Annotated in this window: 30 protein-coding genes; 25 read left to right on the forward strand and 5 right to left on the reverse strand. The window is 56.3% G+C overall.

Features of this window, described 5'->3' with window-relative positions; translation table 11 throughout:
* Positions 1–121 precede the first annotated feature (121 nt).
* The 3 genes from leuC (at position 122) to L1P08_RS11725 (ending at position 3,472) form a co-directional block, all read left to right on the forward strand.
* Positions 122–1,534, forward strand: a complete 1,413-nt coding sequence (gene leuC / locus L1P08_RS11715) for a 3-isopropylmalate dehydratase large subunit (RefSeq protein ID WP_303617193.1) — start codon at positions 122–124, stop codon at positions 1,532–1,534.
* Between the two features lies 1 nt (position 1,535).
* On the forward strand, positions 1,536–2,141 hold the full coding sequence (locus tag L1P08_RS11720; RefSeq protein WP_303617194.1) for a DUF4893 domain-containing protein: 606 nt from the start codon (positions 1,536–1,538) through the stop codon (positions 2,139–2,141).
* A 128-nt stretch (positions 2,142–2,269) separates the two neighbouring features.
* Positions 2,270–3,472, forward strand: a complete 1,203-nt coding sequence (locus tag L1P08_RS11725) for a GGDEF domain-containing protein (protein WP_303617195.1) — start codon at positions 2,270–2,272, stop codon at positions 3,470–3,472.
* Between the two features lie 2 nt (positions 3,473–3,474).
* On the opposite strand, the gene deoD is transcribed toward L1P08_RS11725, so the two are convergent.
* Positions 3,475–4,182 (reverse strand): purine-nucleoside phosphorylase, encoded by a 708-nt coding sequence (deoD, locus tag L1P08_RS11730; RefSeq protein WP_303617196.1) that lies wholly within the window; start codon positions 4,180–4,182, stop codon positions 3,475–3,477.
* A gap of 121 nt (positions 4,183–4,303) precedes the next feature.
* On the opposite strand from deoD, the gene L1P08_RS11735 reads away from it, so the two are divergent.
* The 10 genes from L1P08_RS11735 to L1P08_RS11780 all read left to right on the forward strand — a co-directional run bounded on the left by L1P08_RS11735 (position 4,304) and on the right by L1P08_RS11780 (position 11,965).
* Entirely contained in the window at positions 4,304–4,654 is a 351-nt protein-coding gene (locus L1P08_RS11735; RefSeq protein ID WP_303617197.1) for an ArsR/SmtB family transcription factor, read from the forward strand.
* A gap of 63 nt (positions 4,655–4,717) precedes the next feature.
* Entirely contained in the window at positions 4,718–5,323 is a 606-nt protein-coding gene (leuD, locus tag L1P08_RS11740) for a 3-isopropylmalate dehydratase small subunit (RefSeq protein ID WP_303617198.1), read from the forward strand.
* A 17-nt stretch (positions 5,324–5,340) separates the two neighbouring features.
* Positions 5,341–5,730 carry a RidA family protein gene (locus tag L1P08_RS11745; protein WP_303617199.1) on the forward strand — a complete coding sequence of 130 codons (390 nt, stop codon included), beginning with the start codon at positions 5,341–5,343 and terminating at the stop codon, positions 5,728–5,730.
* A gap of 25 nt (positions 5,731–5,755) precedes the next feature.
* A complete protein-coding gene (gene leuB, locus L1P08_RS11750) occupies positions 5,756–6,856 on the forward strand; it encodes a 3-isopropylmalate dehydrogenase (protein ID WP_303619560.1) in 1,101 nt (366 codons plus the stop codon).
* Between the two features lie 105 nt (positions 6,857–6,961).
* Positions 6,962–7,489, forward strand: coding sequence for an acyloxyacyl hydrolase (locus L1P08_RS11755; RefSeq protein WP_303617200.1), 528 nt, complete (start codon positions 6,962–6,964; stop codon positions 7,487–7,489).
* A 138-nt stretch (positions 7,490–7,627) separates the two neighbouring features.
* Positions 7,628–8,233 carry an acyloxyacyl hydrolase gene (locus L1P08_RS11760; protein WP_303617201.1) on the forward strand — a complete coding sequence of 202 codons (606 nt, stop codon included), beginning with the start codon at positions 7,628–7,630 and terminating at the stop codon, positions 8,231–8,233.
* Between the two features lie 14 nt (positions 8,234–8,247).
* Complete coding sequence (locus L1P08_RS11765; protein ID WP_303617202.1) at positions 8,248–8,868, forward strand: acyloxyacyl hydrolase; 621 nt, start codon at positions 8,248–8,250, stop codon at positions 8,866–8,868.
* 118 nt (positions 8,869–8,986) lie between these two features.
* On the forward strand, positions 8,987–9,592 hold the full coding sequence (locus tag L1P08_RS11770; protein WP_438268412.1) for a fasciclin domain-containing protein: 606 nt from the start codon (positions 8,987–8,989) through the stop codon (positions 9,590–9,592).
* A gap of 335 nt (positions 9,593–9,927) precedes the next feature.
* On the forward strand, positions 9,928–10,965 hold the full coding sequence (locus L1P08_RS11775; protein ID WP_303617203.1) for an aspartate-semialdehyde dehydrogenase: 1,038 nt from the start codon (positions 9,928–9,930) through the stop codon (positions 10,963–10,965).
* Positions 10,966–11,077: 112 nt separating this feature from the next.
* Positions 11,078–11,965, forward strand: a complete 888-nt coding sequence (locus L1P08_RS11780; RefSeq protein WP_303617204.1) for an EamA family transporter — start codon at positions 11,078–11,080, stop codon at positions 11,963–11,965.
* Positions 11,966–12,055: 90 nt separating this feature from the next.
* On the opposite strand, the gene L1P08_RS11785 is transcribed toward L1P08_RS11780, so the two are convergent.
* Together L1P08_RS11785 and L1P08_RS11790 are read right to left on the reverse strand one after the other, a co-directional pair.
* Positions 12,056–12,292, reverse strand: coding sequence for an EF-hand domain-containing protein (locus L1P08_RS11785; protein WP_303617205.1), 237 nt, complete (start codon positions 12,290–12,292; stop codon positions 12,056–12,058).
* A gap of 362 nt (positions 12,293–12,654) precedes the next feature.
* Positions 12,655–13,296 carry a carbonic anhydrase gene (locus tag L1P08_RS11790; protein WP_303617206.1) on the reverse strand — a complete coding sequence of 214 codons (642 nt, stop codon included), beginning with the start codon at positions 13,294–13,296 and terminating at the stop codon, positions 12,655–12,657.
* Between the two features lie 64 nt (positions 13,297–13,360).
* On the opposite strand from L1P08_RS11790, the gene L1P08_RS11795 reads away from it, so the two are divergent.
* Positions 13,361–13,570 (forward strand): DUF1737 domain-containing protein, encoded by a 210-nt coding sequence (locus L1P08_RS11795; RefSeq protein ID WP_303617207.1) that lies wholly within the window; start codon positions 13,361–13,363, stop codon positions 13,568–13,570.
* 180 nt (positions 13,571–13,750) lie between these two features.
* Here the strand turns inward: L1P08_RS11795 and L1P08_RS11800 are convergent, their stop codons facing one another.
* Entirely contained in the window at positions 13,751–14,164 is a 414-nt protein-coding gene (locus L1P08_RS11800; RefSeq protein ID WP_303617208.1) for a VOC family protein, read from the reverse strand.
* 79 nt (positions 14,165–14,243) lie between these two features.
* Between L1P08_RS11800 and L1P08_RS11805 the strand changes: the two genes are divergently transcribed.
* Positions 14,244–14,720, forward strand: a complete 477-nt coding sequence (locus tag L1P08_RS11805) for a MarR family winged helix-turn-helix transcriptional regulator (RefSeq protein WP_303617209.1) — start codon at positions 14,244–14,246, stop codon at positions 14,718–14,720.
* Here the strand turns inward: L1P08_RS11805 and L1P08_RS11810 are convergent, their stop codons facing one another.
* Complete coding sequence (locus L1P08_RS11810; protein ID WP_303617210.1) at positions 14,721–15,314, reverse strand: NUDIX domain-containing protein; 594 nt, start codon at positions 15,312–15,314, stop codon at positions 14,721–14,723.
* A gap of 258 nt (positions 15,315–15,572) precedes the next feature.
* On the opposite strand from L1P08_RS11810, the gene sdhC reads away from it, so the two are divergent.
* From sdhC to sucD, 10 genes are all read left to right on the forward strand, one after another.
* Complete coding sequence (gene sdhC, locus L1P08_RS11815) at positions 15,573–15,956, forward strand: succinate dehydrogenase, cytochrome b556 subunit (RefSeq protein ID WP_303617211.1); 384 nt, start codon at positions 15,573–15,575, stop codon at positions 15,954–15,956.
* A 10-nt stretch (positions 15,957–15,966) separates the two neighbouring features.
* Positions 15,967–16,347 carry a succinate dehydrogenase, hydrophobic membrane anchor protein gene (gene sdhD / locus L1P08_RS11820; RefSeq protein WP_303617212.1) on the forward strand — a complete coding sequence of 127 codons (381 nt, stop codon included), beginning with the start codon at positions 15,967–15,969 and terminating at the stop codon, positions 16,345–16,347.
* 3 nt (positions 16,348–16,350) lie between these two features.
* Complete coding sequence (gene sdhA / locus L1P08_RS11825; RefSeq protein ID WP_303617213.1) at positions 16,351–18,168, forward strand: succinate dehydrogenase flavoprotein subunit; 1,818 nt, start codon at positions 16,351–16,353, stop codon at positions 18,166–18,168.
* A 92-nt stretch (positions 18,169–18,260) separates the two neighbouring features.
* Entirely contained in the window at positions 18,261–19,037 is a 777-nt protein-coding gene (locus L1P08_RS11830) for a succinate dehydrogenase iron-sulfur subunit (protein WP_303617214.1), read from the forward strand.
* Positions 19,038–19,113: 76 nt separating this feature from the next.
* Complete coding sequence (locus tag L1P08_RS11835) at positions 19,114–19,302, forward strand: hypothetical protein (protein ID WP_303617215.1); 189 nt, start codon at positions 19,114–19,116, stop codon at positions 19,300–19,302.
* A 143-nt stretch (positions 19,303–19,445) separates the two neighbouring features.
* Positions 19,446–20,063 (forward strand): AprI/Inh family metalloprotease inhibitor, encoded by a 618-nt coding sequence (locus tag L1P08_RS11840; protein WP_303617216.1) that lies wholly within the window; start codon positions 19,446–19,448, stop codon positions 20,061–20,063.
* Between the two features lie 17 nt (positions 20,064–20,080).
* A complete protein-coding gene (gene zapE, locus L1P08_RS11845) occupies positions 20,081–21,202 on the forward strand; it encodes a cell division protein ZapE (RefSeq protein WP_303617217.1) in 1,122 nt (373 codons plus the stop codon).
* Positions 21,203–21,320: 118 nt separating this feature from the next.
* The gene (gene mdh, locus L1P08_RS11850) at positions 21,321–22,283 is read left to right on the forward strand and encodes a malate dehydrogenase (RefSeq protein ID WP_303617218.1); all 963 of its coding nucleotides are present in this window, start codon (positions 21,321–21,323) and stop codon (positions 22,281–22,283) included.
* Positions 22,284–22,372: 89 nt separating this feature from the next.
* Positions 22,373–23,569, forward strand: a complete 1,197-nt coding sequence (sucC, locus tag L1P08_RS11855; RefSeq protein ID WP_303617219.1) for an ADP-forming succinate--CoA ligase subunit beta — start codon at positions 22,373–22,375, stop codon at positions 23,567–23,569.
* A 4-nt stretch (positions 23,570–23,573) separates the two neighbouring features.
* Complete coding sequence (gene sucD, locus L1P08_RS11860) at positions 23,574–24,479, forward strand: succinate--CoA ligase subunit alpha (protein ID WP_303617220.1); 906 nt, start codon at positions 23,574–23,576, stop codon at positions 24,477–24,479.
* Positions 24,480–24,549: the final 70 nt, after the last annotated feature.

Below are 24,549 nucleotides of genomic sequence, written 5' to 3' on the forward strand. Positions count from 1 at the left end.
CAGAGCGCCCATTGGTGCGTTTGTCGAGGCGGCTTGATGATGACGGGCTTCTTGACCGCCTCGGGCCCTTGGGCTTAGAACGCTTCAAACCTTATAAATCCGGCAGTTGGATACGCGTGAAATGAGCAATCCGAGAACACTTTACGACAAGATTTGGGATGATCATCTGGTCTCGACAGATGCGGATGGCACCTCGCTGATTTATATCGACCGGCATCTTGTGCATGAGGTGACGAGCCCGCAGGCTTTTGAGGGTTTGCGGATGAGCAATCGCGCGGTGCGGGCACCGCAGCGGACGCTTGCTGTGGTCGACCACAATGTGCCCACGACCGATCGCAGCAACGGGATCGACGATCCCGAGAGCGCGCTGCAGGTGAATACCCTTGCCGCCAATGCCAAGGAATTTGGCGTTGAATATTACAACGAGCTCGACAAGCGTCAGGGCATTGTTCACATCGTTGGGCCAGAGCAGGGCTTTACCTTGCCGGGCATGACCATTGTGTGTGGCGACAGCCATACATCGACCCATGGTGCGTTCGGCGCTCTGGCGCATGGTATCGGCACGTCCGAGGTTGAGCATGTGCTCGCGACCCAGACGCTGATCCAGTCCAAGGCCAAGAACATGCGGGTCAGCGTTGACGGTGATCTGCCGCCGGGCGTGACGGCAAAAGATATCATTCTGGCGATCATCGGCGAGATTGGAACGGCTGGTGGCAATGGCCATGTGATCGAATTTGCCGGTGATGCCATCCGCGCGCTGTCCATGGAAGGCCGGATGACGGTCTGTAATATGACGATTGAGGGTGGTGCCCGCGCCGGCCTGATCGCGCCGGACGAAAAGACGTTTGAATATGTGAAGGGCCGCCCGCAAGCGCCGAGTGGCAAGGCTTTTGATATGGCCAAGGCCTATTGGGAAACCCTTTACACCGACCCTGACGCGCATTTTGACCGGGAAGTCCGGCTTGATGCAGCCGCCCTGCCGCCGATCGTCACCTGGGGTTCTTCGCCCGAGGACGTGATTGCGGTGACCGGTGTCGTGCCAAACCCGGATGATATTACCGATCCGAACCGCCGGACCTCGAAATGGCGGGCACTTGAATATATGGGTCTGACACCGGGCCAGAAGATCACCGATATCGAAGTCGAGCGGGTTTTCCTCGGGTCGTGCACCAATGGCCGTATCGAGGATTTGCGTGCCGCCGCTGCCGTGATCGGCACCAACAAGGTGCGCGAAGGCGTCAATGCCATGGTCGTGCCGGGTTCAGGCCTCGTCAAGGAACAGGCGGAAGCTGAAGGTCTCGACAAGATCTTTCTGGCTGCCGGCTTTGAATGGCGTGAGCCGGGTTGCTCCATGTGTCTGGCGATGAATGCCGACAAGCTGAAGCCGCAGGAGCGTTGTGCTTCGACCTCGAACCGCAATTTTGAAGGCCGTCAGGGCTTCAAGGGCCGCACACACCTGGTGTCGCCGGCAATGGCGGCTGCGGCGGCCATTACGGGTCACTTTGTCGATATTCGCGAATGGCCAAAGGCTTAAAATGATGCGGAGGGCGGCACTTGCAGTTCTGCTGGTTGCCGCCCTTTGTTCTTCGGGTATCGCTTATGATGCCTGTATTGTGCCCGATGCGAGCGGGTTGACGCCGGAAGATGTTTCCCGGCTCGAAAATCTTGATACAAGCCGGACGCGTGGGCTGGGCGCAGCGATGCGGGCAGACAATGCCGCTGACCGTGCCGTGGTTGCCGAGCTGTTTGAGCCCGGGCTTGCCCCTGTGGAACCAGATTTGCTTGTCGGCACCTATCAATGCCGGACGATCAAGATGGGGAATATGTTGCCGCTTGTGGTCTATCAGTGGTTCCGTTGCGAGATCAGCGCCACGCCGGCCGGTTTTGCGATACGCAAATTGACCGGGTCGCAGAATTTTTCCGGCACGCTGATGCCTGCGGGTTCAGGATATGCCTATCGTGGCGCGCTGTCCTATGGATATGAGGACGATGTCACGCTCTATGACACCGACGCCGCGCGGGACCAGGTCGGGTGTCTGAGCGCTGTGACCAAGGGCAACAGGCATTTCGTATTGGAGTTGCCGTTTCCGAAAGTGGAGAGTTTCCACGATGTCATTGAGCTGCGGCCAGCAGGGCGTTGATTATTCCGCAATAATCTCGCTGAAATCCGCCTTTTTCCGGGTTTGTATGCGCTGCCCTGCTCTTTGGTTAACCCAATTTTTCCCCCGACCGCATAGATTGCCGCCAAGGACAGCGGAATTATGAAACCATGAGCAGTGCAGGATTTATTCTTGCGATAAATTTTCTTGTCGGCGGTGTTTTTGCGCTGATTTTCGGGTTGATCGCGGCCTATGACAAGGCATACCGGTCAGCGCGCTGGTTTGCCTTTGCCTATGGCATGGGCATGGTCAATATGAGCTTTGAATTCGCGCTGCATTATTTTCCGGAATATTCGCGCTTTCTTGTGGTCGGCATTTTCACGACCTTTCTGATTTCTCTGCTATCGGGAATTGTGGGGCTTTATCGCCGCTTTAACGTGGAGCCACCTTATTATCTGCTGGTGGGCGTTTTCGCGATCTCGGTGGTGATCAACAATTATATCTATGACTTGCCACGTAGCGATCTGCTGCGTCAGCTATTGTATCAAGGCCCCTATATGGTTGCCCAGGGTCTTGCCGCTTTTGCAGTCTTCCGTTACGGGCGCCAGCGTCTGGAAATGGCGCTGGGTGTCATGCTGACGCTGAGTGGATTAAATTATCTGGCCAAACCTTTTGTCTCGGCGATGGTCGGGGGCCCCGGCCTGCGGCCGCAGGATTATGTCGATACCGCTTATGCGCTTTATTCGCAGACCATTGGGGCGTTTCTGGCCGTATCCCTCGGGGTGATGTTCGTGATGGTCTATGTTTATGACATGCTGGCTGACATTCGGGCTGAATCCGAAACCGACAGACTCTCTGGTCTGTTAAACCGCAGGGGTTTTGAGGCCCGTGTGGAGCAGCTTCGGCAAAGTGCAGTCATGCCGGCGACGCTGGTCATGTGTGACCTCGATCATTTCAAACAGATCAATGACGAATTCGGGCATGTTGTGGGGGATCATGTGATTGAGGTGTTCTCCACCCAACTGCGATTGCTGGCACCGGAGACGGCAGTTGTTGGACGCATGGGGGGCGAGGAGTTTGCGGTTTTGCTGCCCATGGTCAATGTGATTGCCGGGCGGTTATTTGCGGAAAACGTGCGGGCGAGTTTTGCCAATATGCCAATCCGCGACCTGCCGCGGCTGCGCCGGGTCACCGCCAGTTTCGGGGTGGCGGAAATGGAACATGGCGAGCCATATGCTTCAATGTTGCAACGGGCCGACAAGGCGCTTTATGACGCCAAGGCCGATGGGCGCAACCGCGTGTCTGTCGCAGCGCCCTTGCCGGCCTTCGACCGGCGCCGGACCGGTCAGTCTGACCGGCGGGCGCGGGCCTGATTTCAGGCATCCAAAGCCACGTCCAGTGCCAGTTCCACCATTTCATGCAGTGATGATTGACGCTGGCTGGAATCAATCTGGTCGCCGGTGATCAGGCAATCGGTCATGGTGCAGATGGCGAGGGCTTTGGCATCGAAGCGGGCCGCCAGCGTATAGAGGGCGGCCGCTTCCATCTCCACCGCCAAGATGCCGTGATCGAGTAGTGCCCCATAGGATTTGGCGCCGTCGGGCACGTAAAAGACATCCGAGGAAACGATGGACCCGACATGGCTGGTAAAGCCGCGGTCCCTGGCAAGGTTTACGGAGGCTGCGAGCAAGTCGTAATCTGCGAAGGGGGCATATTGATAGGGCGCGAAAATCTGGTTCATGGCGCTGTCGGTGGCGGCCGTCATGGCAATCACCAGATCACGCACCTTGACCTTGGCGGAGAGGCCGCCACAGGTGCCGACACGAATGAGATTTTTGACCCCGTAGATATCGAGCAGTTCATGCACGTAAATGGCAAGGGATGGCTGGCCCATGCCGGTTGCCTGCACGGAAACCGGTTTGCCCTTCCATGTGCCGGTATAGCCCAGGCAATTGCGCACGCCATTGACCTGGCGTGGTGCGTCAAAAAAAGTTTCTGCAATCCATTTGGCGCGTAACGGGTCACCGGGTAGCAGAACGGTTTCAGCGTAATCGCCCTTTTGGGCTTCATTATGGGGTGTCATGATGTGGCGGGCTCCCTGAGCATTTGGTCAAACCCTGCCATTGGTTTGCGTTACGGGCAAGCACAAGTCGCCGGTTGACTTGGCGGCGCGATTTCGCAAACCTCACCGAAGTGGCAATTGCATGCAGACCATTTCGATGCCGGACAATATTGATGACATTCTGGCAGCCTTGGCTGATCCGACGCGGCGGGCAATCCTGACCCGCCTGTCGGCAGGCCCGGCGCGGGTGACGGATCTTGCGGCGCCGTTTGCCATGTCGCTCAATTCGGTTTCCAAACATATCCGTATTCTCGAACGGGCCGACCTGGTGGTCCGGTTCCGGGAAGGGCGGGAGCATGTGCTGACCTTCAATCCTGGCCCGGTGGCGGCGGCACAATGCTGGCTGAGCGGGCAGCAACAGGCATGGGCGGATAATCTTGATGCGCTTGACGCACAGCTTGTGGCGACGGACACGCATATACAGGATGCCTGATGACTTGACCTTTACCCCGTTCTTGCGCCATTTAGCGGCACGCATAGCACAAGGGTTTTGTTCATGGACAAGTTCACTACATTGACCGGGGTCGCCGCGCCGCTGCCGATCATCAATATCGACACCGACATGATCATCCCGAAGCAGTATCTGAAGACCATCAAGCGCACCGGGCTGGGCACCGCCTTGTTCTCGGAAATGCGCTATAATGACGATGGTAGCGAAAACCCTGATTTTGTTCTCAACAAGCCTGCTTACCGCGATGCGAAAATCATTGTCGCCGGCGATAATTTCGGTTGCGGCTCCAGCCGCGAGCACGCGCCATGGGCTTTGCTGGATTTTGGTATCCGTTGTGTGATCGCGACAAGCTTTGCCGATATTTTTTATAACAACTGTTTCAAGAACGGCATTCTGCCGATCATTGTGACGCCGGAACAATTGGCGCTTTTGATGGATGATGCCGAGCGTGGGTCAAACGCTACGGTGACCGTTGATCTGGTCAGCCAGACGATTTCGGGCCCCGATGGTGGGTCGGTGCACTTTGATATCGATCCGGCGCGCAAGCAGACCCTGCTTGAAGGACTTGATGATATTGCGGTGACCTTGAAACATGCCGGCGATATCTCCGGGTATGAAACGCATATGGCTGAAGACCGCCCCTGGGTTTAGGCGAACAGGGAACAGCCATGGTCAAGCATATTTCATCAGGGTCGCCGTTTGAGGCGAAAATCGGTTACGCACGGGCGGTTGTCGACAAGGACATGATCTATGTCTCGGGCACGACCGGCTATGACTATGCCAATATGGTGATGCCCGCGGATGTGGGTGCCCAGGCCAGGAATGCATTGGCCACCATTGGCAAGGCGCTTGAAGAAGCCGGGTCCTCGCTTAAGGACGTGGTGCGGGTACGCTATTATCTGGCTGACGCATCGCTGGTCGATGGGGTGATCGAGGCCGTCGGGCCGGTTTTCACCGAGATCCGGCCGGCCGCGACCATGGTGATTGCCACCATGATCGAAGATGCCATGAAAATTGAAATTGAAGTGACCGCGCGGATCGGCGCTCACGCTTCTTAAAAAAGACAAGCACAAGAAAGTTCTGATCATGTCCGAGAAACTCTTCCTGCTGCCAGGTGATGGCATTGGCACCGAGATTATGGCCGAAGTGGTCAAGCTGATCGAGTGGCTCAATGCTGCGGGCAAGACGGATTTCACCTATGAAAGCGGTCTTGTGGGTGGTTGCGCCTATGACGCCTGCGGCGAGGCGATCTCGGAAGCGGATATGGCAAAGGCGCTGGCTGCTGACGCGGTAATCTTTGGCGCGGTGGGCGGGCCGAAATGGGATGATGTGCCCTATGAGCAGCGTCCTGAGGCGGGTCTGTTGCGCCTGCGCAAGGATTTGCAGTTGTTTGCCAATCTGCGCCCGGCCATTTGCTACCCCGCGCTCGCCGATGCTTCCGCTCTCAAGCGGGAGCTTGTTGAGGGGCTTGATATCCTGATCGTGCGCGAATTGACCGGCGGCGTTTATTTTGGCGAGCCGAAGGAAATTACCGAGCTTGGCAATGGCCAGAAGCGGGCCGTGGATACCCAGGTCTATGAAAGCTATGAGATCGACCGGATTTGCCGGGTGGCATTTGATTTGGCGCGGACCCGCGGCAAGCTGGTGCATTCCGCCGACAAGAAGAATGTGATGAAATCAGGCGTGCTGTGGGATGAGGTCGCCCATCAGGTGGCAAGGGACTATACTGACGTTACCTTTGAGCACATCCTGGCAGACAATTGTGCCATGCAGCTGGTGCGCAATCCCAAACAGTTTGACGTGATTGTTACCGACAACCTGTTCGGTGATATTCTCTCCGATGCTGCAGCCATGCTGACTGGTTCGCTTGGCATGCTGCCGTCTGCGTCGCTTGGGGCGCCGGATCCCTCAACAGGCAAGCGCAAGGCGCTTTATGAGCCGGTACACGGGTCTGCACCGGATATCGCGGGCAAGGGCGTCGCCAATCCGATTGCGATGGTTGCCTCGTTCGCAATGGCTTTGCGTTATTCGTTCAACATGGTTGAACTGGCCGATCAGGTGGAAGCGGCGATTGCCGGGGTGCTGGGCGATGGCTTGCGCTCGGCCGACATCATGCAGGATGGTTGCCGTCAGGTTGGTACCGAGGAAATGGGCGCGGCGATTATTGCCAAGCTGTCCGCATAAGGGTTTCGACGCGAAGGTTTGACTTTGCGGAGATCGCGTGGCTTTCTGAGTGATGAAGCGGTTGGGGAAAATATGGCGTTTGCACGGTTAGTTGCTATTTTGGGCATGATGCTTGTAGGCGCCACGGCGGCTTCGGCGCAGGATTTCGGCGTGGCGGAAATTCGTGGCGGCTTTCTGGCACATTCCGTGGATGAAAAAGGGCCTGGCGGGGAGTTGCTGAATTTTACCCGCTGGGAAGATATTTCGGTCGAATTGCTTTTTCGGTCCCCGGATGCGGATTTATTCCGCTGGATCGGTTCACCCAAACCGAACCTTGGCGCGACCGTGAATTTTGGTGGCCGCGAGAGCATGATCCATCTCGGCCTGACCTGGCAGGTGCCGGTATTCGACACGCCAGTATTCATTGAAGGCACATTTGGGGGGGCTTTGCATAATGGTGCCCTCACCAATGCCAATGCGCCGGCGCGTGATCTGGGATGTTCGCTGCTGTTTTACGAATCGGCCGGCATCGGCATGAATGTCTCGGACAATGCAACGGTCATGCTCGCGTGGGAACATGCCTCGAGTGCCAATATTTGTGCGCCCAATCGGGGCCTGACCAATATCGGGGTCAAGGTCGGCTACAAGTTCTGAGCCTTTCCTATGGAAACATGTGTGTTTCTGTTGCCTGAAAACCACTTTGATGCTGAGGAACTGGATAGGATGATTGTCTTGTCTTGACCGGTTCACGTTCCCGGTTCAAGTTTACGGCGAAATCGGGGCAAAGTTGCAATGCGTTGGCGGAATTGGTTGGTTGCGGTATTGGGGCTGTGCGCAGCGCCAGCGCAGGCTGCAGGATTTGATGTAAAAGAAATGGCGCGCAACCTTGGGGTGTCCGAGGTGCGAGCTGGTTTATTTTTGCATGATGTCGAACTGAAATATGGTTTTCCCTTCGCGCTCGATTATTCGACTGTCAATCTTGCGAATTGGCAGAACCTGAATACCGAGGTTTTGTTCGCCCTGCCTGATGCCGATATTCTGCACTGGCTCGGATCACCGCGATTGGGGTTGAGTACGTCGCTGAATTTTGCCGGCAAGGAAAGCTATGCCCGTTTGGCTGCGGTCTGGCACGTGCCGGTTTTTGAAACCGGGATTTTCGTTGAGCCCATGCTGGGTGGTGCCATTCACAATGGCTATTTGGAAAATGCGCCTGCCGGACAGCGTAACCTTGGTTGTCGCTTCCTTTATTTCTACGGTGCCAATGTCGGCTACGAGATTACCGATACAATGAGCGCGATGGTAACGGTTGAGCATGCGTCGCACTGGGCGCAGTGTGAGCCGACTGCCAATGACGGAATTAACCGGCTTGGTGTTCGCGTTGGCTGGAAACTGAATTGATCATGTGGCGAAGGTTGACCCGGAAAATCGCCTTTATTTTTGCGGGACTGGCGGTTCTGACCGGCGTGTTGGTCGTACCTGTGCGGGCGGAAGGGTTCGATGCCGCTGAAATGGCGCGTGGGCTGGGGATTTCCGAATTGCGGGCCGGTATCATGGTGCATGATATTGAGACCAGTCCGTTCCGGCCCCTGTTTGTGCACTTTGAAAGTGTCGATCTCAGCAAGTGGCAGAACCTCAATGTTGAACTGCTGTTTGATTTGCCTGAAAGCGATGCCATGTACTGGCTTGGGTCGCCACGCCTGGGGCTTGCGGGGTCGCTGAACTTTGTCGGCAAGGAAAGCTATGCCCGGCTGGCCGCTGTGTGGCATGTGCCGGTTTTCGAGACCGGAATTTTTGTCGAACCCATGCTCGGCGGCACGGTGCATAATGGCTATCTCGACAATGCCCCCGCCGATCGGCGCAACCTTGGGTGCCGTTTTCTCTTCCAGTATGGGATGAATCTTGGTTATGAGGTGACCGATAAACTTTCGGCCATGTTCACTGTCGAACATTCCTCTCATCTATGGCTTTGCGGCGAGCAGACCAATGATGGTGTTAATCGCGCCGGGTTCCGCCTGGGGTGGAAACTCGACTGATTTTTCGGCCCCGGGCAAAAATGTGCCCCATGTCTGAAACTATTTCGCTCAGGTCTTCGTAACTGCTGTCACCTTGCCCGATCAAAGGGCGCGACAAAGCAGAACAATGGAGACGAAAATGAACACCAATTTTATCAAGCCGCTTATGCTGAGTGCTGCCCTGGCCTTGACGGCTGGCGCGCTCACCCCGATCCCCGCTTTTGCCGATGACACCATGATGTCAGCCGGCGCAATGGCCAGCGAATCCACCGTCATGGTTGGCGGCGCGGCCATGTATCCGAGCAAGAACATCATTGAGAACGCGGTCAATTCCAAGGACCACACCACGCTGGTTGCCGCCGTCAAGGCTGCAGACCTTGTTGATGCGCTCTCGGGCAAGGGCCCGTTCACCGTATTTGCGCCGGTCAATGCCGCTTTTACAGCGCTGCCGGCCGGTACTGTCGAGACGTTGTTGAAGCCTGAGAACAAGGACCAGCTGACCAAGATCCTGACCGCCCATGTGGTTGCCGGTGATATCAGTGCTCAAGACCTGATGACCAAGGGCAAGGACAAGAACGGGTATGCCATGAAGACGCTTTCGGGTGATGTTCTGGTCGCGTTCAACCGCGGTGGTTATGTCTATATCGTTGATGAAAATGGTGGTTCGGCCAAGGTGACGATCTCTGACGTCAACCAGTCGAATGGCGTCATTCACGTGGTCAACAAGGTGCTGCTGCCCAAATAAGGGCGCATGCTGACCGACGGGTCAAAGGAGGTCCGCTACTGGCGGGCCTCCTTTTTCATTGGCGTTTTGAGTGGCAATCTCATTGACTTCGGGACGAATGCGCGCCAAAAAGCACACCTGTTTTCATGGAGCGCATGTGATGCACGGCAGTTTTGCCCTCATTGCTGACATAAACAAGGTGGGCACATATGTGCCGGCCAGCGCTCTCACATCTAAAAAAACCAAAAAAACCCTCTGATCGTCTTCCCTGTGCCACCTCCCGCCAGGGAGTGGCGAGAAGGTAAAGGCAGCGTGCCCGCCGGGTGCGCGCGGGGGTCAGGTTAGAGGAAAATCAAATGGGTTATCGTGTAGCTGTCGTCGGAGCCACAGGCAATGTGGGCCGGGAAATGCTCAATATCTTGAGTGAACGCAATTTTCCGGCGGATGAAATCATTCCGCTGGCATCGTCGCGTTCGACGGGACGAGAAGTCAGTTATGGCGACAAGACCCTGAAGTGCCGCAACCTTGAGACATTCGATTTTACCGGGGTTGATTTCTGCCTTATGAGCGCCGGGTCATCGGTCTCAAAACAATATGCCCAACAGATCGGCAAGACTGGTTGCGTCGTTATCGATAATTCCAGCCAGTGGCGTTATGATTCGAACGTTCCTCTTATTGTGCCGGAAGTGAACGGTGACGTTCTTGATGCCTATATGGCCAAGAATGACCGGATGAACATTATCGCCAATCCGAACTGTTCGACGGCGCAATTGGTTGTTGCGTTGAAGCCCTTGCATGATGTCGCCCAGATTACCCGGATTGTGGTTTCGACCTATCAGTCCGTATCCGGTGCCGGCAAGGAAGGCATTGACGAATTGTGGACCCAGACCAAGGGCATTTTTGTCAATGACCGACCTGAGGCCCAGAAGTTCCCCAAGCAGATCGCGTTCAATGTCATTCCTGAAATCGATGTGTTCATGGAAGATGGATACACCAAGGAAGAATGGAAAATCCTGGCCGAGACCAAGAAAATGCTCGATCCCAAGATCAAGGTGACGGCAACAGCCGTGCGCGTGCCGGTCTTTGTGGGTCATGCTGAGGCGGTCAATATCGAATTTGCCAAGCCGATTTCGGCAGATGAAGCACGCGATGTGTTGCGTGAGGCGCCGGGGGTCATGGTGATCGACAAGCGGGAGCCGGGTGGTTACATCACGCCTGTTGAATCACAGGGCGAAGACGCTTCCTTTGTCAGCCGTATCCGCGAGGATTCTACTGTTGAGCATGGCATTGCAATGTGGGTCGTCTCGGACAATCTGCGCAAGGGTGCTGCATTGAATACGATCCAGATCGCCGAGACGATGATCGCGCGCGGCCTGATGAAGAAGGCCAACTAACCAGTTCAATCGGTGCGTCTGTCAGACGGGTCAATGCAAGTTGAGCGTTTGACAGGCGTGGCGGTTTGGTTTGCCGGGTTCTCTCAATCCGTTTCCGCCAAGGTTTAAGCTGATGCCGATCCGCGATATTCTTCTTGCCCTGCTGGTTGTTGCCATCTGGGGTTTCAACTTCGTGGTCATCAAGCTTAGTGTGGAGGCCTTGCCGCCTATTCTGGCAGCGGCGTTTCGGTTCAGTTTTGCCGCTGTTCCGTTGATATTTTTTGTCAAACCTCCGAAAACCGCGTGGTGGATGACCGCAGGTTTCGGGCTGAGCTTCGGGTTTGCGCTCTATAGTTTTCTCAATCTGGCGCTTTCGGCAGGCATGCCTGCCGGACTTGCCTCGGTCGTTCTGCAGGTGCAGGCGTTTTTCACCATGCTGATCGCGTTCTTTTTCCTCAACGAGCGGCCACGCCGGATGCAGATCATCGGCGGTGCCATTGCCTTTGCCGGGATCGGGGTGATTGCGATCGAACGCCTGAGCGGTGCGGCCCTCGGACCATTTGTTCTAACCCTCTGTGCTGCGCTCGCCTGGGGTTTTGCCAATGTGTTGTCGAAAAAGGCGGGCAAGGTCAATCCAATCGCCATTACCGTCTGGGGGTCAGCGTTTGCAGCGCTGCCGCTTTTTGGACTTTCCGCTTTTATGGAGGGGCCGGGTGCCCTTATTGATGCGGTGACGGCGCCGCGATGGTCCACGGTTGGACTGATCGTGTTCCTTGCCTATCCGGCAACCTTGTTCGGGCTGGCTGTCTGGAACTGGTTGTTGAGCCGCCATCCCGCCTCAATAGTTGCCCCGTTCACGCTCTTGGTGCCGATCACCGGGCTGGTGTCGGGGTGGATTTTGCTGGGCGAGCGCATTACGGCGCTGGAAATTGCAGGCGGGGCCCTAGTCGTTGTGGGGCTCGGCGCCACCGTAATCAAGCGGCGGCGGCCACCGATCAATCCCATACTGCCCGAAGCCTAGCGGGCATTGCCGGCGTTTGGATTGTACTTTGATACGCAAGGATCACCCCGCCCAGGGGCAGCGGGGTGATCCCTGACAAAGGCTGGTGTGTTAGCCTTCGGTACCAGCTGACAAGGTGGCGTATTCTTCTTCCGAAATAGCGCCATTGGCATCAACATCGGCTGCTGTGAATGCTTCCATGGTCAGGTCCGGCATCGTCACAGTCAGTTCTGCGAAGCTGAGATCGCCGCTTTGATCGGTGTCGATGTCGGCAAAAGTTGCGTCCTGTGCAATAGCGGCACCAGTCAGAGCGAAAGCGGCGGCAAGGCTGAGGAGTGTCTTATTCATAGGGTCGTCCCTCCGTTAGGATAAGTACAGCAGCGCCTGAGAATTGGGTTTTTACAGACACTGGCGAGACACGTTGTGCGGCTCACAGGACAGAGAATGGCGTCGCATTCGGGCTGGTGCTTGACGGGGACGGGGTGTTTTCTGGGAGAATTCGTGGCCGATCCAAGACGGGGCAAGAATAAGAAAATTATGGCGTGTGGAGAATGTCACACAGCGATTTTTGTCTGCCGATGCGACAATGCAACATCGGCATGCTTGATGTAGATATTTCTAATGAATTTATTGATTTCAAAGACCTATGGAGCGCCGGTTGTGCCCGAAATCTCGTGCTTCCGAACCGTCTCGCGAGCGGTCCCGGAAGATCAGCCCTGGGGGCGTTCGAATTCCCCGGTGTCGTGATCCATGATCCACAATTCCCCGGTCTTGATATCGAACCATGCACCGTGCAGGGCCAGGGCCCCTTCCTGTTCACGTTCGGCCACATAAGGGAAGCTGCGCAGGTTGCTGATCGAATGACGGATCGAGATACGCTCGAGCATCGTCTGGCGTTCGCCATCGGTGAGCAATTTGTTGTCGCCGAACTTTTCCGTGACCGGCTCAAGCAGGCCGAGCCATTTACCGATGAAATTTCCGGGCGGCAGGGGGGCTGCCTGTGGGTGGAGTGCAGCATGAATGCCGCCGCAGCGGCCGTGTCCCATGACAACGATGTTTTTGACGCCCAGACCCTGAATGGCAAACTCGATGCCGGCGGAGGTGCCATGCTGACCCCCGTTTTCTTCGAAAGGCGGGACAAGATTGGCAACGTTGCGCAGGACGAATAATTCGCCTGGACCGACATCGAAAATTGTCTCGGGCGCAGCGCGGCTATCGCAGCACGCGATGATCATTGTGGTGGGTGATTGGCCTTCGGTTGCCAGATCATGATAGCGCTGCCGTTCATTGGCATAGCGCGTGTTCATGAAGTTCCTGTAGCCGTCGAGAAGATGGGAAGGAAAACTGTGCATGGCTTGACGATTAGCGCTAAGAAGAGGCGCGCGCAATAAAAAGCAACACAGACGGGTGCAAAAAATGCATGTGTATCGTTTCCTCACCGGCGATGATGATTCCGGATTTTGCCACAAAGTGACCAAGGCGCTTAGCGAAGGCTGGGTGCTTTACGGACAACCGCAATATGTCTTTGACAGTGCAGCGGGCAAGATGCGGTGCGCGCAGGCGGTGACAAAAGATGTCGAGGACCAGCCCTATGATCCGGACAAAAAGCTGACCGAATACGCGTGAGCTGGTTTTGCCGGGTTGCAGGGCGTTTGGTCCGCGCAAACCAACCCAGATAGTCATTGCGTTGACAGGCGGGGCGGGCGGCGTAAGCGGCCTTTACCCCCTTGGTGTGCAACGACGGCTATATCTTCCGGGATGGCGGTGAGCCCGCGTTTGAGGGGCATATCTCGCGGCCTTCCTGATTCATTTTGGCGGTAACGCTGTGAGTTCCACGGCTGCGCAGGAACGCGTATGCGGGCCGTGATAAACCGCCTCGATATTATTGCCATCCGGGTCGCGCAAATAGGCTGCATAATAGCCCGGATGATATGGGCGTTCGCCCGGCGCGCCATTGTCGCTGCCGCCGGCCCTGAGGCCTGCTTCGTGAAAGCGCTTCACCATTTCGGGCCCATCGGCCTGGAAGGCGAAATGAATGCGTGAAAAACCGTTCTCAGCCTGCTCGATAAATAATTCATCGGATCCAAATGCCGAGCCAAAATCAAAGGTAATTTCGCGCTCAAGCGCTACGAGCACTGCATCATAGAAGGTGCGGGAGCGCCCCAGGTCGGCAACATTTAAGTGGATGTGGTCGATCAACCTGCCTCGTTGGAATTTCATGGATTTTCCTCTTCCATCCATTGGCACCCTACTGTTATATAGCAGTGCTAATAATATGCAATACGAAGAGGTTTGGGTAATGAGTGCGTGGCGCGACGACAGAACCTTGCAGCTGATGCACAGGATAGTCTTGCCGGTGGATCGGGCGCTGCAGGTTGCGGACCGGGAAACCGGCTGCAGCAGTGCGCAGCTTTCGGCGCTCGGTGTGATCATTTATCTCAAGGCGACAACGCTCTCAAAGCTGGCAGAATGCGAACGCATTGCATTGCCGACAGCATCACGCATGGTTGACAGTCTGGTTAGAGAGGGGTTGATCGAGCGGGTGGCTGATACGCAAGATCGCAGGGCCGTGCGCTTGAGTGCCACGGAGAAGGGGCGACGTGTTATCGTTGAGGCTTGTGATCGGCGTGTGGAGGTGCTGCGGGAGGCTCTGGTTGATCTGAACGAGGACGAGCGGGCAGGGTTGAGCGTCGCGATACGCGGGTTGGTGCGGATATTTGGTTATGACAGGCCGCTCGACGACCCGGACCCTGACGGCAAAAGCGATAAGCTTTGATCATATCATCTGGTTGAGCGCTGCATATTGCAGCAGCATGATGGTTTTGGCGTCGATGATTTCGCCGCGGCTGATCATTGCCAGGGCTTCTTCGAATTGCAGTTCGAGAATTTCGATATCTTCGCCTTCGCTTTCCAGCCCGCCACCGGCTGAAGGGCGTCGGTCGGCTTCATACTCGGCGATAAAACAATGGACGCATTCGGTGACCGCACCAGGGCTGGTATAGGTACGGAAAGCGAAACGGAGATTGGTGGGGTGATAACCGGTCTCCTCTTCTGCTTCCCGGCGGGCGCAGGTTTCGGGGTCATCATCGTCCAGTAGTCCCGCCGCGACCTCGATCAGAAAGCCGCTGTCGCCATTGAGATAGATGGGCATGCGGAACTGGCGGGTAAGAATGACAGTCTTGCGTTTCGGGTCGATGAGAAGGATGGCGGCGGCATTGCCGTGGTCGTGGATTTCGCGGGTGGTTTTCTGCCATGTCCCGTCTGAGCGCAAATAATCAAAATGACTGCGGGTGATTTTGAGCCAGGCATTGGATAGCGTTTCTGTTCGGGTGATGCGGATACGCGAATTCGTGTCAGGCTTTTGGGTCATGAAGATGCGGCTCATGCAGGAGAGTAAGAGGTCGGGAGAAGGGCGAGTTTTGCATGCGAATGCAAAAAAGTGGGCTTTGAATGATCTTAACCCATCACAAGGCTTTGACGAATAGGTTTGTGATCGTTATCAGTGGGGCGAACTTTCGAATGGTTCCAGACTATACGTCCTGCTGACGTGTTATATCCTGTGACTTGTTTTTGGGCGAAGAACTGCGTTTCATCCGAAAACATGCCCATAAAGCTCAGAGGCTCCCTCATGGCGCAACCCTCACGCCCGCTTTCTCCGCATCTTAGCCATTATAAACCAGAGGTCACCATGGTCATGTCGATCATGCACCGGATCACCGGTTTTGGCCTGTTTCTCGGAATCATCGTTCTGACATGGTGGCTGGTAGCCGCTGCGTGGGGCGATGGTGCGCTGGCGTTGGTCAATACGGTCATGAGCTCATGGTTCGGCAAGCTCGTGCTGTTCGGGTTCACCTGGTCGCTGTTTCACCACATGCTGGGCGGAATTCGCCACTTTATATGGGATTTCGGGGCAGGGTTCTCACGGGCTGCGCGCTTCGGTTTCGCCTGGGCGACACTTGTTGGTGGTCTGGTTTTGACCGTGCTCTTGTGGGCACTGGTCCTGTTGGCGTAGGGAGACGGGTATGAATATGCGGACGCCGCTGAGTATAGTTACCGGGCTGGGTTCATCCCGTGAGGGTACAATACATTTCTGGCATCAGAGATTGACAGCGCTGGCCAATGTGCCGCTGACGCTGTTTCTGGTGTGGTTCATCATTCGCGTGGCCGGACTTGATCAGGCCGGCATGATGGAGGTCATGAGCAACCCGCTGATCGCCGGTCTGCTGATTCTCGCAATGATCTCGATGACCTGGCATATGCGCCTTGGTCTGCAGATTATTATTGAGGATTATGTCCACACGGAGGGCCGAAAGATCGCCTTGCTGGCAGCCAATAATCTTTTTGCAACCGGTATTGCCGGGCTTTGCATCGTTTCCATTCTAAAGCTGAGTTTCGGGAGTTAAGGCATGGCCACTGGCGCCTCTTACGAGATCATAGACCACGCGTTTGATGTTGTGGTTGTCGGTGCCGGTGGCGCGGGTTTGCGCGCGACACTGGGCATGGCAGAGCAGGGCTTGCGCACCGCGTGCATTACCAAAGTGTTCCCCACCCGCTCGCATACGGTAGCCGCCCAGGGCGGAATCGCGGCGAGCCTGCAGAATATGGGGCCTGATTCCTGGCAATGGCACATGTACGATACCGTCAAGGGATCGGACTGGCTGGGCGATAATGACGCCATGGAATATCTGGCCCGTGAAGCGCCGGCAGCGGTTTATGAACTTGAGCATTACGGCGTGCCGTTCTCGCGCACTGAAGAGGGCAAGATCTATCAGCGCCCCTTTGGCGGTCATATGCAAAATTATGGTGATGGTCCCCCGGTACAGCGTACTTGTGCCGCGGCTGACCGGACCGGGCATGCTATTTTGCATACGCTTTACGGACAGTCGCTGCGCAACAACGCACAATTCTTTATTGAGTATTTCGCCATCGATCTGCTGATGAGCGATGATGGGGCGGTTGAGGGCGTTGTTGCCTGGAAGCTGGATGACGGCACCATGCACCGGTTCCGCGCCAAGACGGTGGTGATCGCGACCGGCGGTTATGGCCGCTCCTATTTCTCGGCGACATCGGCGCATACGTGTACCGGTGACGGCAATGCCATGGTGGCTCGTGCCGGCCTGCCGCTGCAGGACATGGAATTCGTTCAATTCCACCCCACCGGCATTTACGGTTCGGGTTGTCTGATTACCGAAGGCGCGCGCGGTGAAGGTGGCTATCTGGTCAATTCCGAGGGTGAGCGTTTCATGGAGCGCTATGCGCCCAATGCCAAGGATCTCGCCTCACGCGATGTGGTTAGCCGTTGCATGACCATGGAAATTCGTGAAGGCCGCGGTGTCGGCCCGAACAAGGATCATATTTTCCTCCATCTCGATCATCTTGATCCCGCCGTTCTGGCGGAGCGTCTGCCGGGTATTTCCGAGAGCGCCAAGATTTTCGCCGGTGTGGATTTGACCCGCGAACCGATCCCGGTGATCCCGACGGTGCATTACAATATGGGCGGCATCCCCACCAATTATCATGGTGAGGCGCTTGATCCGTCACGTGGCGGGCCGGATGCGACCATTCCTGGCCTTATGGCTGTGGGTGAAGCGGGTTGTGCTTCGGTGCACGGTGCCAACCGTCTCGGCTCGAATTCGCTGATCGATCTGGTGGTGTTTGGCCGGGCTGCGGCTATTCGCGCGGGCCAGGTGATTGACCGCAATGCGGCCATTCCCGAGGTCAACCAGAAGAGCTTTGACAAGATCATGGACCGGTTTGACCGGCTCCGGCATGCCAATGGCCAGACGCCGACGGCTGTGTTGCGCGACAAGATGCAGCGCACCATGCAGGAAGATGCGGCCGTGTTCCGCACCGAGGAAACCCTGCAGTCCGGCGCCAAGCGGATGGGTGCCATCTGGGGCGAACTCAAGGACCTCAAGGTCACCGATCGCTCGATGATATGGAATTCCGATCTGGTGGAAACGCTGGAACTGGAAAACCTGATGGCCAATGCGATGATGACTGTTGTCGGTGCCGAGGCTCGCAAGGAAAGCCGCGGTGCGCATGCCCGCGAGGATTATGCCGATCGCGATGACGTCAACTGGCGCAAGCATACGATCAGCCGGATCGATGAAACAGGCAAGGTGACGCTTGATTATCGTGCGGTGCATACAGCACCTCTGACTACTTTTGACGAGGGTGGGATCGATTTGAAAAAGATCGCGCCGAAGGCCCGCGTCTACTAATGCAGGTTCTCCATTCGTTACGCGCCAAGGACTTATGCCAAAGCGTGTATTATCTGCCGGAAGCATGTTCTGGATCAAGGACTTAGGATAAAATGGCCGAATTAACCCTCCCGAAGAAATCGCAACCCAAGCCGGGTAAGGTCTGGGAAAAACCGGATAGCGGCAATCTTCAGGAAATGCGGGTCTACCGCTATGATCCGGATCAGGGCGGCAATCCGCGCATCGATACCTATTTCGTCGATATGGATGATTGCGGGCCGATGGTGCTCGACGGGCTGTTGTGGATCAAGAACAAGATCGATCCCACGCTGACCCTCCGCCGCTCCTGCCGCGAGGGCGTTTGTGGGTCCTGCGCCATGAATATCGACGGGCTGAACACGCTGGCGTGCACGAAGGCCATTGACGATATCAAGGGCGCGGTTCGGGTTTATCCGTTGCCGCATTTGCCCGTGGTCAAGGACCTGGTGCCGGATCTGACCAATTTCTACGCCCAGCACCGCTCGATTGAACCGTGGCTGAAAACCAAAACACCGGAGCCGCGGGCGGAATGGCTGCAGAGCCATGAGGACCGGGCCAAGCTTGATGGTCTTTACGAGTGCATTCTGTGTGCTTGCTGCTCGACGTCATGCCCGAGTTACTGGTGGAATGGGGACCGCTATCTGGGCCCGGCTGTGCTGCTGCAGGCTTATCGCTGGTTGATCGACAGCCGCGACGAGGCGACCGGCGAGCGTCTTGATAACCTTGAGGATCCGTTCCGGCTTTACCGTTGTCACACAATCATGAATTGTGCCAATGCCTGCCCGAAGGGCCTCAACCCGGCCAAGGCAATTGCTGAAATCAAGAAAATGATGGTCGAACGCCGTGTCTAGATCAGATGACCGGCGTTGATAAGGAGCAAGGTTTCTGGCAGATTTTGCAATAATCGCCGAGGTTGATGATATTTCTTTGGCGCGGGTTTTGGCGACCGCTTTGCGGGCGCATGGCTTTCATCCGCTTGAAGATTCCGACGGTGGATTGCCCGGCATGCCGGGGATTTCGGGGGCTAAAGGCACGTTTGCGATACGGGTCCCCGAGGCGGAAAAGGCGGATGCTGCCTTGCTCGCAAATGTGCTAATTGCTGAAATGCGGCATTGATCCGCCGTAAAGCGGCCATATTACTTGTTCCTAAGCAATCTATGCGGCGACTTATCCTTTCGTCGTCTATTGAATGCGTGTTTATCTTTTGAGTATAAGCCGCTTGATTGAATGGCCCCTATTTTACAGGCTTCGGAGTGATCATGATCATCAAACGCAGCATGCTTGGTGCCGTTTCTGTTCTGGCGATGGCGATTTTTCTTGCCGGGTGTTCTTCATCCCGTTTTGATTCCGGCTCGTCGCGTCAGCTTGGTGCGCCGCAAAATCTGGCACCGGTACAAAGTTCGTCGGTGCAAAGTTCGTCACTGCCGCCCCTGCAGGGCCAGGACGGCATGGTAACGACAAACAATACGTTTGATCCCAATAGTGGCGATCCGGCCCTTTCCGGGCAAGACAGCGCATCGATCGACGGGTCGTTTGTCAGCCTTGACGATGTGGGCGGCGCGACGACCCCTGGGGGACGTGACCTCAGTGGCAGTTTGACACCGGCCAAGCTTTTGGGCGTGTGGACCGTGAGTGCCAGTTTGCAGACCTGCCGGCTCAACCTGACCCAGACCACCAAGTCTGGTACCAATCGCTACCGGGCTTCAGCGCCTAATTGCGAAGTGCCGGTGCTGGCGTTGGTCTCGTCCTGGCAGCTGACGGGCAGTCAGGTGCAGCTTTATGATGAAAGCGGGGCGATAATCGGCGCCTTCCAGCTCAGTGGCAACCGCTTTATCGGCACACTTTCTGGCGGCGTTGCCGTTACGATGGAAGGCTAAGGCAATCGAGGTTCGGGTTGAGTTCTCCGTCAACGGTTAGTGATGCCTATCTGGCCCTAGCGGCTGACGGGACACTCAAAATCGATGCCGCCCAGCAAGAGGCTGCGGGATTGCTCGACGAGATCGCAGCGGCCGTGACTGCGCTTGAACAGAGCAATGGCGGTCTGGCCGGCTTTTTCAAAAAGCGCAGGGCTGTGCCGAAAGGCGCCTATATCTGGGGCGAGGTGGGACGCGGCAAATCCATGCTGATGGATTTGTTTTTCGATACCGTGCCCATCACCGCCAAGCGGCGTGTGCATTTTCATGAGTTCATGGATGAAATGCATGCGGCGATTGCCGTGTTTCGGTCCGAGAACACGGATGACAGGGGCGCGCGCGACCCGATCCCTGCGGTGATCAAGCCCATCCTCAAGACCACGCGTCTATTGTGTTTTGACGAGTTTCACGTTTCCGACATTGCCAATGCCATGTTGTTGCAACGCTTGTTTGAAAAGCTGTTCGCGGCTGGCGTGGTGGTGGTTGCCACATCAAATGTCGCGCCAGACCGGCTTTATGAGGACGGGCTCAACCGGCAATTGTTCCTGCCGTTTATTGATCTGCTTAAATCCCATGTGACGGTCTGCGAACTGGCCTCGGCCAAGGACTATCGCCGGGACAAGCTGAGTGGTCAGGCAGTATTTCACTTTGGTGCCGGTGGTCATGCGGCAATGGATGAGATGTGGCGACGGCTGGCCGGTGGGCAGAAGGGGACCCAATCAGAGATCGGCTCGTTGGGCCGAAAAATCACAGTACCGCGTCAGGCGATGGGTGTTGCCCGGTTCGATTTTGCGGATTTATGCGAAAAGCCGCTCGGCGCGCGCGATTATCTGAAAATTGCCAATGCCTTTCACTCTTTGGTGCTGGATGACGTGCCGCAATTTGACCGGACACGCTCGAACGCTGCCAAGCGGTTCATTCTTTTGGTGGACACGCTCTATGATCGCGGGGTGAAGCTTGCCGCCAGTTTTGCAACCCCACTCGACCAGCTGGGTGCCGATGACAAGACGGCCTTCGAGTTTCAGCGTTGCGTGTCCCGTCTGATCGAAATGCAGTCCGATGCGTATCTTTCCGCGCCGCTGCGCGCACGGGAAAACCTATAGGCAATCGGGCGTGCATGCGTATGCAAAAATATCCTGATGCACTTGCGCCGCCGCAGGCTAACGGTTAATGAGGGCGCGAGCCACAACCTCATCCTAAAAAAGACAGGAAATCATCCTCATGGCGCGCAAGAAAATCGCTCTGATCGGGGCGGGACAGATTGGTGGAACGCTGGCACATCTCGCCGCGCTCAAAGACCTCGGTGACATCGTGTTGTTCGACATTGTCGACGGTGTGCCGCAGGGCAAGGCACTGGACCTCAGCCAGTCTGGCGCGGTCGAGGGCTTTGACGCCAAGATCAAAGGTACTTCCGAATATAAAGATATTGCCGGTGCTGACGTGATCGTCGTAACCGCCGGTGTGCCGCGCAAGCCGGGCATGAGCCGTGATGACCTGCTTGAAATCAACCTTAAAGTCATGGAACAGGTTGGCGCAGGCATTGCGAAATATGCACCTGACGCTTTCGTGATCTGCATTACCAACCCGCTCGATGCCATGGTCTGGGCGCTGCAGCGCTTTTCCGGCCTGCCGACCAACCGGGTCGTGGGCATGGCGGGCGTGCTCGACAGCTCGCGTTTCAGCCATTTCATTGCTGACGAACTCAATGTCTCGATCGAAGACGTGACCACGTTCGTGCTTGGCGGGCATGGCGATACCATGGTGCCGCTGCCGCGCTATTCGACGGTTGCAGGTGTGCCCCTTACCGATCTGGTGAAAATGGGCTGGCTGACTAAAGAGCGTCTCGACGAGATCGTTCAACGCACCCGTGATGGCGGTGCCGAGATTGTCGGCCTTTTGAAAACCGGCTCGGCTTTCTATGCACCTGCAGCTTCGGCCATCGATATGGCGGAAAGCTATCTCAAGGACAAGAAGCGGGTCATGCCGTGCGCGGCCTTCCTCAAGGGTGAATTTGGCGTCAAGGGCATGTATTGCGGTGTGCCGATGGTTATCGGTGCTGGCGGCGCGGAGAAGGTTGTTGAAATCAGCCTCAACAGTGCCGAGCAGAAGGCGTTCAACAAGTCGGTTGCGGCTGTTGAGGGTCTTGTGGAAGCGTGCAAGAAGATCGCGCCGAAGCTGGCATAAAACATCAATTTGTTGCGCTTTGAGGAAAATGGAGTCCATGTTCCTCAAAGCGCCGCATTTTTCCCAACCTTAGTCGTTAGGGCAAGTATATGAACATTCACGAACACCAGGCCAAGGCGTTGCTGAAGGAATATGGCGCGCCGGTTGCCGAAGGCGTTGCCATTTTCTCCGCTGATGAGGCGGAAGCCGCCGCAAAATCGCTTCCCGGCCCCCTTTATGTGGTCAAGAGCCAGATCCATGCCGGTGGGCGTGGCAAAGGCAAGTTCACCGAGCTTGGCCCTGATGCCAAGGGCGGCGTTCGCCTCGCCAAGTCGGTTGACGAGGTTGTGGCCAACGTCAAGGAAATGCTCGGCAACACATTGGTGACCAAGCAGACCGGCCCCGCCGGCAAGCAGGTCAACCGTCTTTACATCGAAGATGGCGCCGATATCGAGAGCGAGCTTTACCTGTCGATTCTGGTTGATCGCGAAACGGGCCGTGTGGCCTTTGTCGCATCGACAGAAGGTGGCATGGACATTGAAGCGGTGGCCGAAGAGACACCGGAGAAGATCCATACCATTGTGATCGATCCCGATACGGGCGTCACCGACGCGGATATCGTCAAGCTCTCGGATGCTTTCGGGCTTTCGGGCGAAGCGCGGGTCGATGGCGGCACGCTGTTCCCGATCCTTTACAATGCCTTTGTCGAAAAAGACATGAGCCTTCTCGAGATCAACCCGCTGATCGTGATGACCGATGGTCATTTGCGGGTGCTCGATGCCAAGGTGTCGTTCGATGGCAATGCCATGTTCCGGCATCCCGATATCGCCGAACTGCGCGATCTGAGCGAAGAGGACGAAAAGGAAATCGAGGCGTCCAAATGGGACCTCGCCTATGTCGCTCTCGACGGGAATATCGGCTGCATGGTCAATGGCGCTGGTCTGGCGATGTCCACCATGGACATTATCAAGCTTTATGGCGAAGAGCCGGCCAACTTCCTTGATGTTGGTGGCGGTGCCACGGCGGAAAAGGTTACGGCCGCGTTCAAGATCATCACAGCCGATCCGGCGGTCAAAGGCATTCTGGTCAATATCTTTGGCGGCATCATGCGCTGCGATGTGATTGCAGAAGGCGTGCTGAAGGCGGTCAAAGAAGTTGGTCTCGAAGTGCCGCTGGTTGTGCGGCTTGAAGGCACGCGTGTCGCCGAAGGCCAGAAGATGATCAATGAGAGCGGACTTAATGTGATTTCTGCCAACGATCTCGACGATGCGGCGCAGAAAATTGTCGCTGCGATAAAGGGAGCCTGAGTTCATGTCCATTCTCGTTAACAAGGACACAAAGGTTCTCGTGCAGGGCCTGACCGGCAAGACCGGTACATTCCACACCGAGCAGGCGCTGGCTTATTTCGGCACCCAGATGGTGGGTGGTACGCATCCGAAAAAGGGTGGTGAAAAATGGACTAGCAGCCTCGATGGCACTGAATTGCCGATTTTCACCACTGTGGCCGAGGGCCGCGAGGCGACCAATGCCAATGCCAGCGTGATCTATGTGCCGCCCGCAGGGGCTGCCGCTGCGATCATGGAGGCGATTGACGCGGAAATCCCGTTGATCATCTGCATTACCGAAGGTGTGCCGGTTCTCGATATGGTCAAGGTCAAGGCGCGGCTGGAGAAATCCAACTCGCGGCTGATCGGGCCGAACTGCCCAGGTGTGCTCACGCCTGAAGAATGCAAGATCGGCATTATGCCGGGCAACATCTTTTCCAAGGGTTCCGTGGGTATTGTTTCGCGCTCAGGCACGCTTACCTATGAAGCAGTGTTTCAAACGACGAATGAAGGTCTTGGCCAGACCACTGCGGTGGGTATTGGCGGCGATCCGGTCAAGGGTACTGAATTCATCGACGTTTTGGAGATGTTCCTGGCGGATGATGCGACAAAATCCATGGTGATGATCGGCGAAATCGGTGGTTCGGCGGAAGAAGATGCGGCACAGTTCCTCATCGACGAAGCCAAGCGCGGCCGCAAAAAGCCGATGGCTGGATTTATTGCAGGCTTGACCGCTCCGAAAGGGCGGACTATGGGCCACGCAGGCGCAGTAATTTCCGGTGGCAAAGGCGGTGCCGAGGACAAGATTGCGGCGATGGAAGCTGCTGGCATAAAGGTTTCGAAATCACCGGCCCAGATCGGTCGGACACTGGTCGAAGTCTTGAAAGGCTAATTGCGTTTCCGCATAGCGTTAACAAGATACTAAGGTGTCGCGGTCAGACTGCGACACCAGTCAAACAGGT

Origin of the sequence: Mariluticola halotolerans (assembly GCF_021611515.1) — a bacterium.
GTDB lineage: Bacteria > Pseudomonadota > Alphaproteobacteria > Rhizobiales > Devosiaceae > Mariluticola > Mariluticola halotolerans.

Coding starts and splice junctions, on each gene's coding strand:
- leuC (WP_303617193.1), top strand. CDS start 122: ATGAGCAATCCGAGAACACTTTACGACAAGATTTGGGATGATCATCTG.
- L1P08_RS11720 (WP_303617194.1), top strand. CDS start 1,536: ATGATGCGGAGGGCGGCACTTGCAGTTCTGCTGGTTGCCGCCCTTTGT.
- L1P08_RS11725 (WP_303617195.1), top strand. CDS start 2,270: ATGAGCAGTGCAGGATTTATTCTTGCGATAAATTTTCTTGTCGGCGGT.
- deoD (WP_303617196.1), bottom strand. CDS start 4,182: ATGACACCCCATAATGAAGCCCAAAAGGGCGATTACGCTGAAACCGTT.
- L1P08_RS11735 (WP_303617197.1), top strand. CDS start 4,304: ATGCAGACCATTTCGATGCCGGACAATATTGATGACATTCTGGCAGCC.
- leuD (WP_303617198.1), top strand. CDS start 4,718: ATGGACAAGTTCACTACATTGACCGGGGTCGCCGCGCCGCTGCCGATC.
- L1P08_RS11745 (WP_303617199.1), top strand. CDS start 5,341: ATGGTCAAGCATATTTCATCAGGGTCGCCGTTTGAGGCGAAAATCGGT.
- L1P08_RS11755 (WP_303617200.1), top strand. CDS start 6,962: ATGATGCTTGTAGGCGCCACGGCGGCTTCGGCGCAGGATTTCGGCGTG.
- L1P08_RS11760 (WP_303617201.1), top strand. CDS start 7,628: ATGCGTTGGCGGAATTGGTTGGTTGCGGTATTGGGGCTGTGCGCAGCG.
- L1P08_RS11770 (WP_438268412.1), top strand. CDS start 8,987: ATGAACACCAATTTTATCAAGCCGCTTATGCTGAGTGCTGCCCTGGCC.
- L1P08_RS11775 (WP_303617203.1), top strand. CDS start 9,928: ATGGGTTATCGTGTAGCTGTCGTCGGAGCCACAGGCAATGTGGGCCGG.
- L1P08_RS11780 (WP_303617204.1), top strand. CDS start 11,078: ATGCCGATCCGCGATATTCTTCTTGCCCTGCTGGTTGTTGCCATCTGG.
- L1P08_RS11785 (WP_303617205.1), bottom strand. CDS start 12,292: ATGAATAAGACACTCCTCAGCCTTGCCGCCGCTTTCGCTCTGACTGGT.
- L1P08_RS11790 (WP_303617206.1), bottom strand. CDS start 13,296: ATGCACAGTTTTCCTTCCCATCTTCTCGACGGCTACAGGAACTTCATG.
- L1P08_RS11795 (WP_303617207.1), top strand. CDS start 13,361: ATGCATGTGTATCGTTTCCTCACCGGCGATGATGATTCCGGATTTTGC.
- L1P08_RS11800 (WP_303617208.1), bottom strand. CDS start 14,164: ATGAAATTCCAACGAGGCAGGTTGATCGACCACATCCACTTAAATGTT.
- L1P08_RS11805 (WP_303617209.1), top strand. CDS start 14,244: ATGAGTGCGTGGCGCGACGACAGAACCTTGCAGCTGATGCACAGGATA.
- L1P08_RS11810 (WP_303617210.1), bottom strand. CDS start 15,314: ATGACCCAAAAGCCTGACACGAATTCGCGTATCCGCATCACCCGAACA.
- sdhC (WP_303617211.1), top strand. CDS start 15,573: ATGGCGCAACCCTCACGCCCGCTTTCTCCGCATCTTAGCCATTATAAA.
- sdhD (WP_303617212.1), top strand. CDS start 15,967: ATGAATATGCGGACGCCGCTGAGTATAGTTACCGGGCTGGGTTCATCC.
- sdhA (WP_303617213.1), top strand. CDS start 16,351: ATGGCCACTGGCGCCTCTTACGAGATCATAGACCACGCGTTTGATGTT.
- L1P08_RS11830 (WP_303617214.1), top strand. CDS start 18,261: ATGGCCGAATTAACCCTCCCGAAGAAATCGCAACCCAAGCCGGGTAAG.
- L1P08_RS11840 (WP_303617216.1), top strand. CDS start 19,446: ATGATCATCAAACGCAGCATGCTTGGTGCCGTTTCTGTTCTGGCGATG.
- mdh (WP_303617218.1), top strand. CDS start 21,321: ATGGCGCGCAAGAAAATCGCTCTGATCGGGGCGGGACAGATTGGTGGA.
- sucC (WP_303617219.1), top strand. CDS start 22,373: ATGAACATTCACGAACACCAGGCCAAGGCGTTGCTGAAGGAATATGGC.
- sucD (WP_303617220.1), top strand. CDS start 23,574: ATGTCCATTCTCGTTAACAAGGACACAAAGGTTCTCGTGCAGGGCCTG.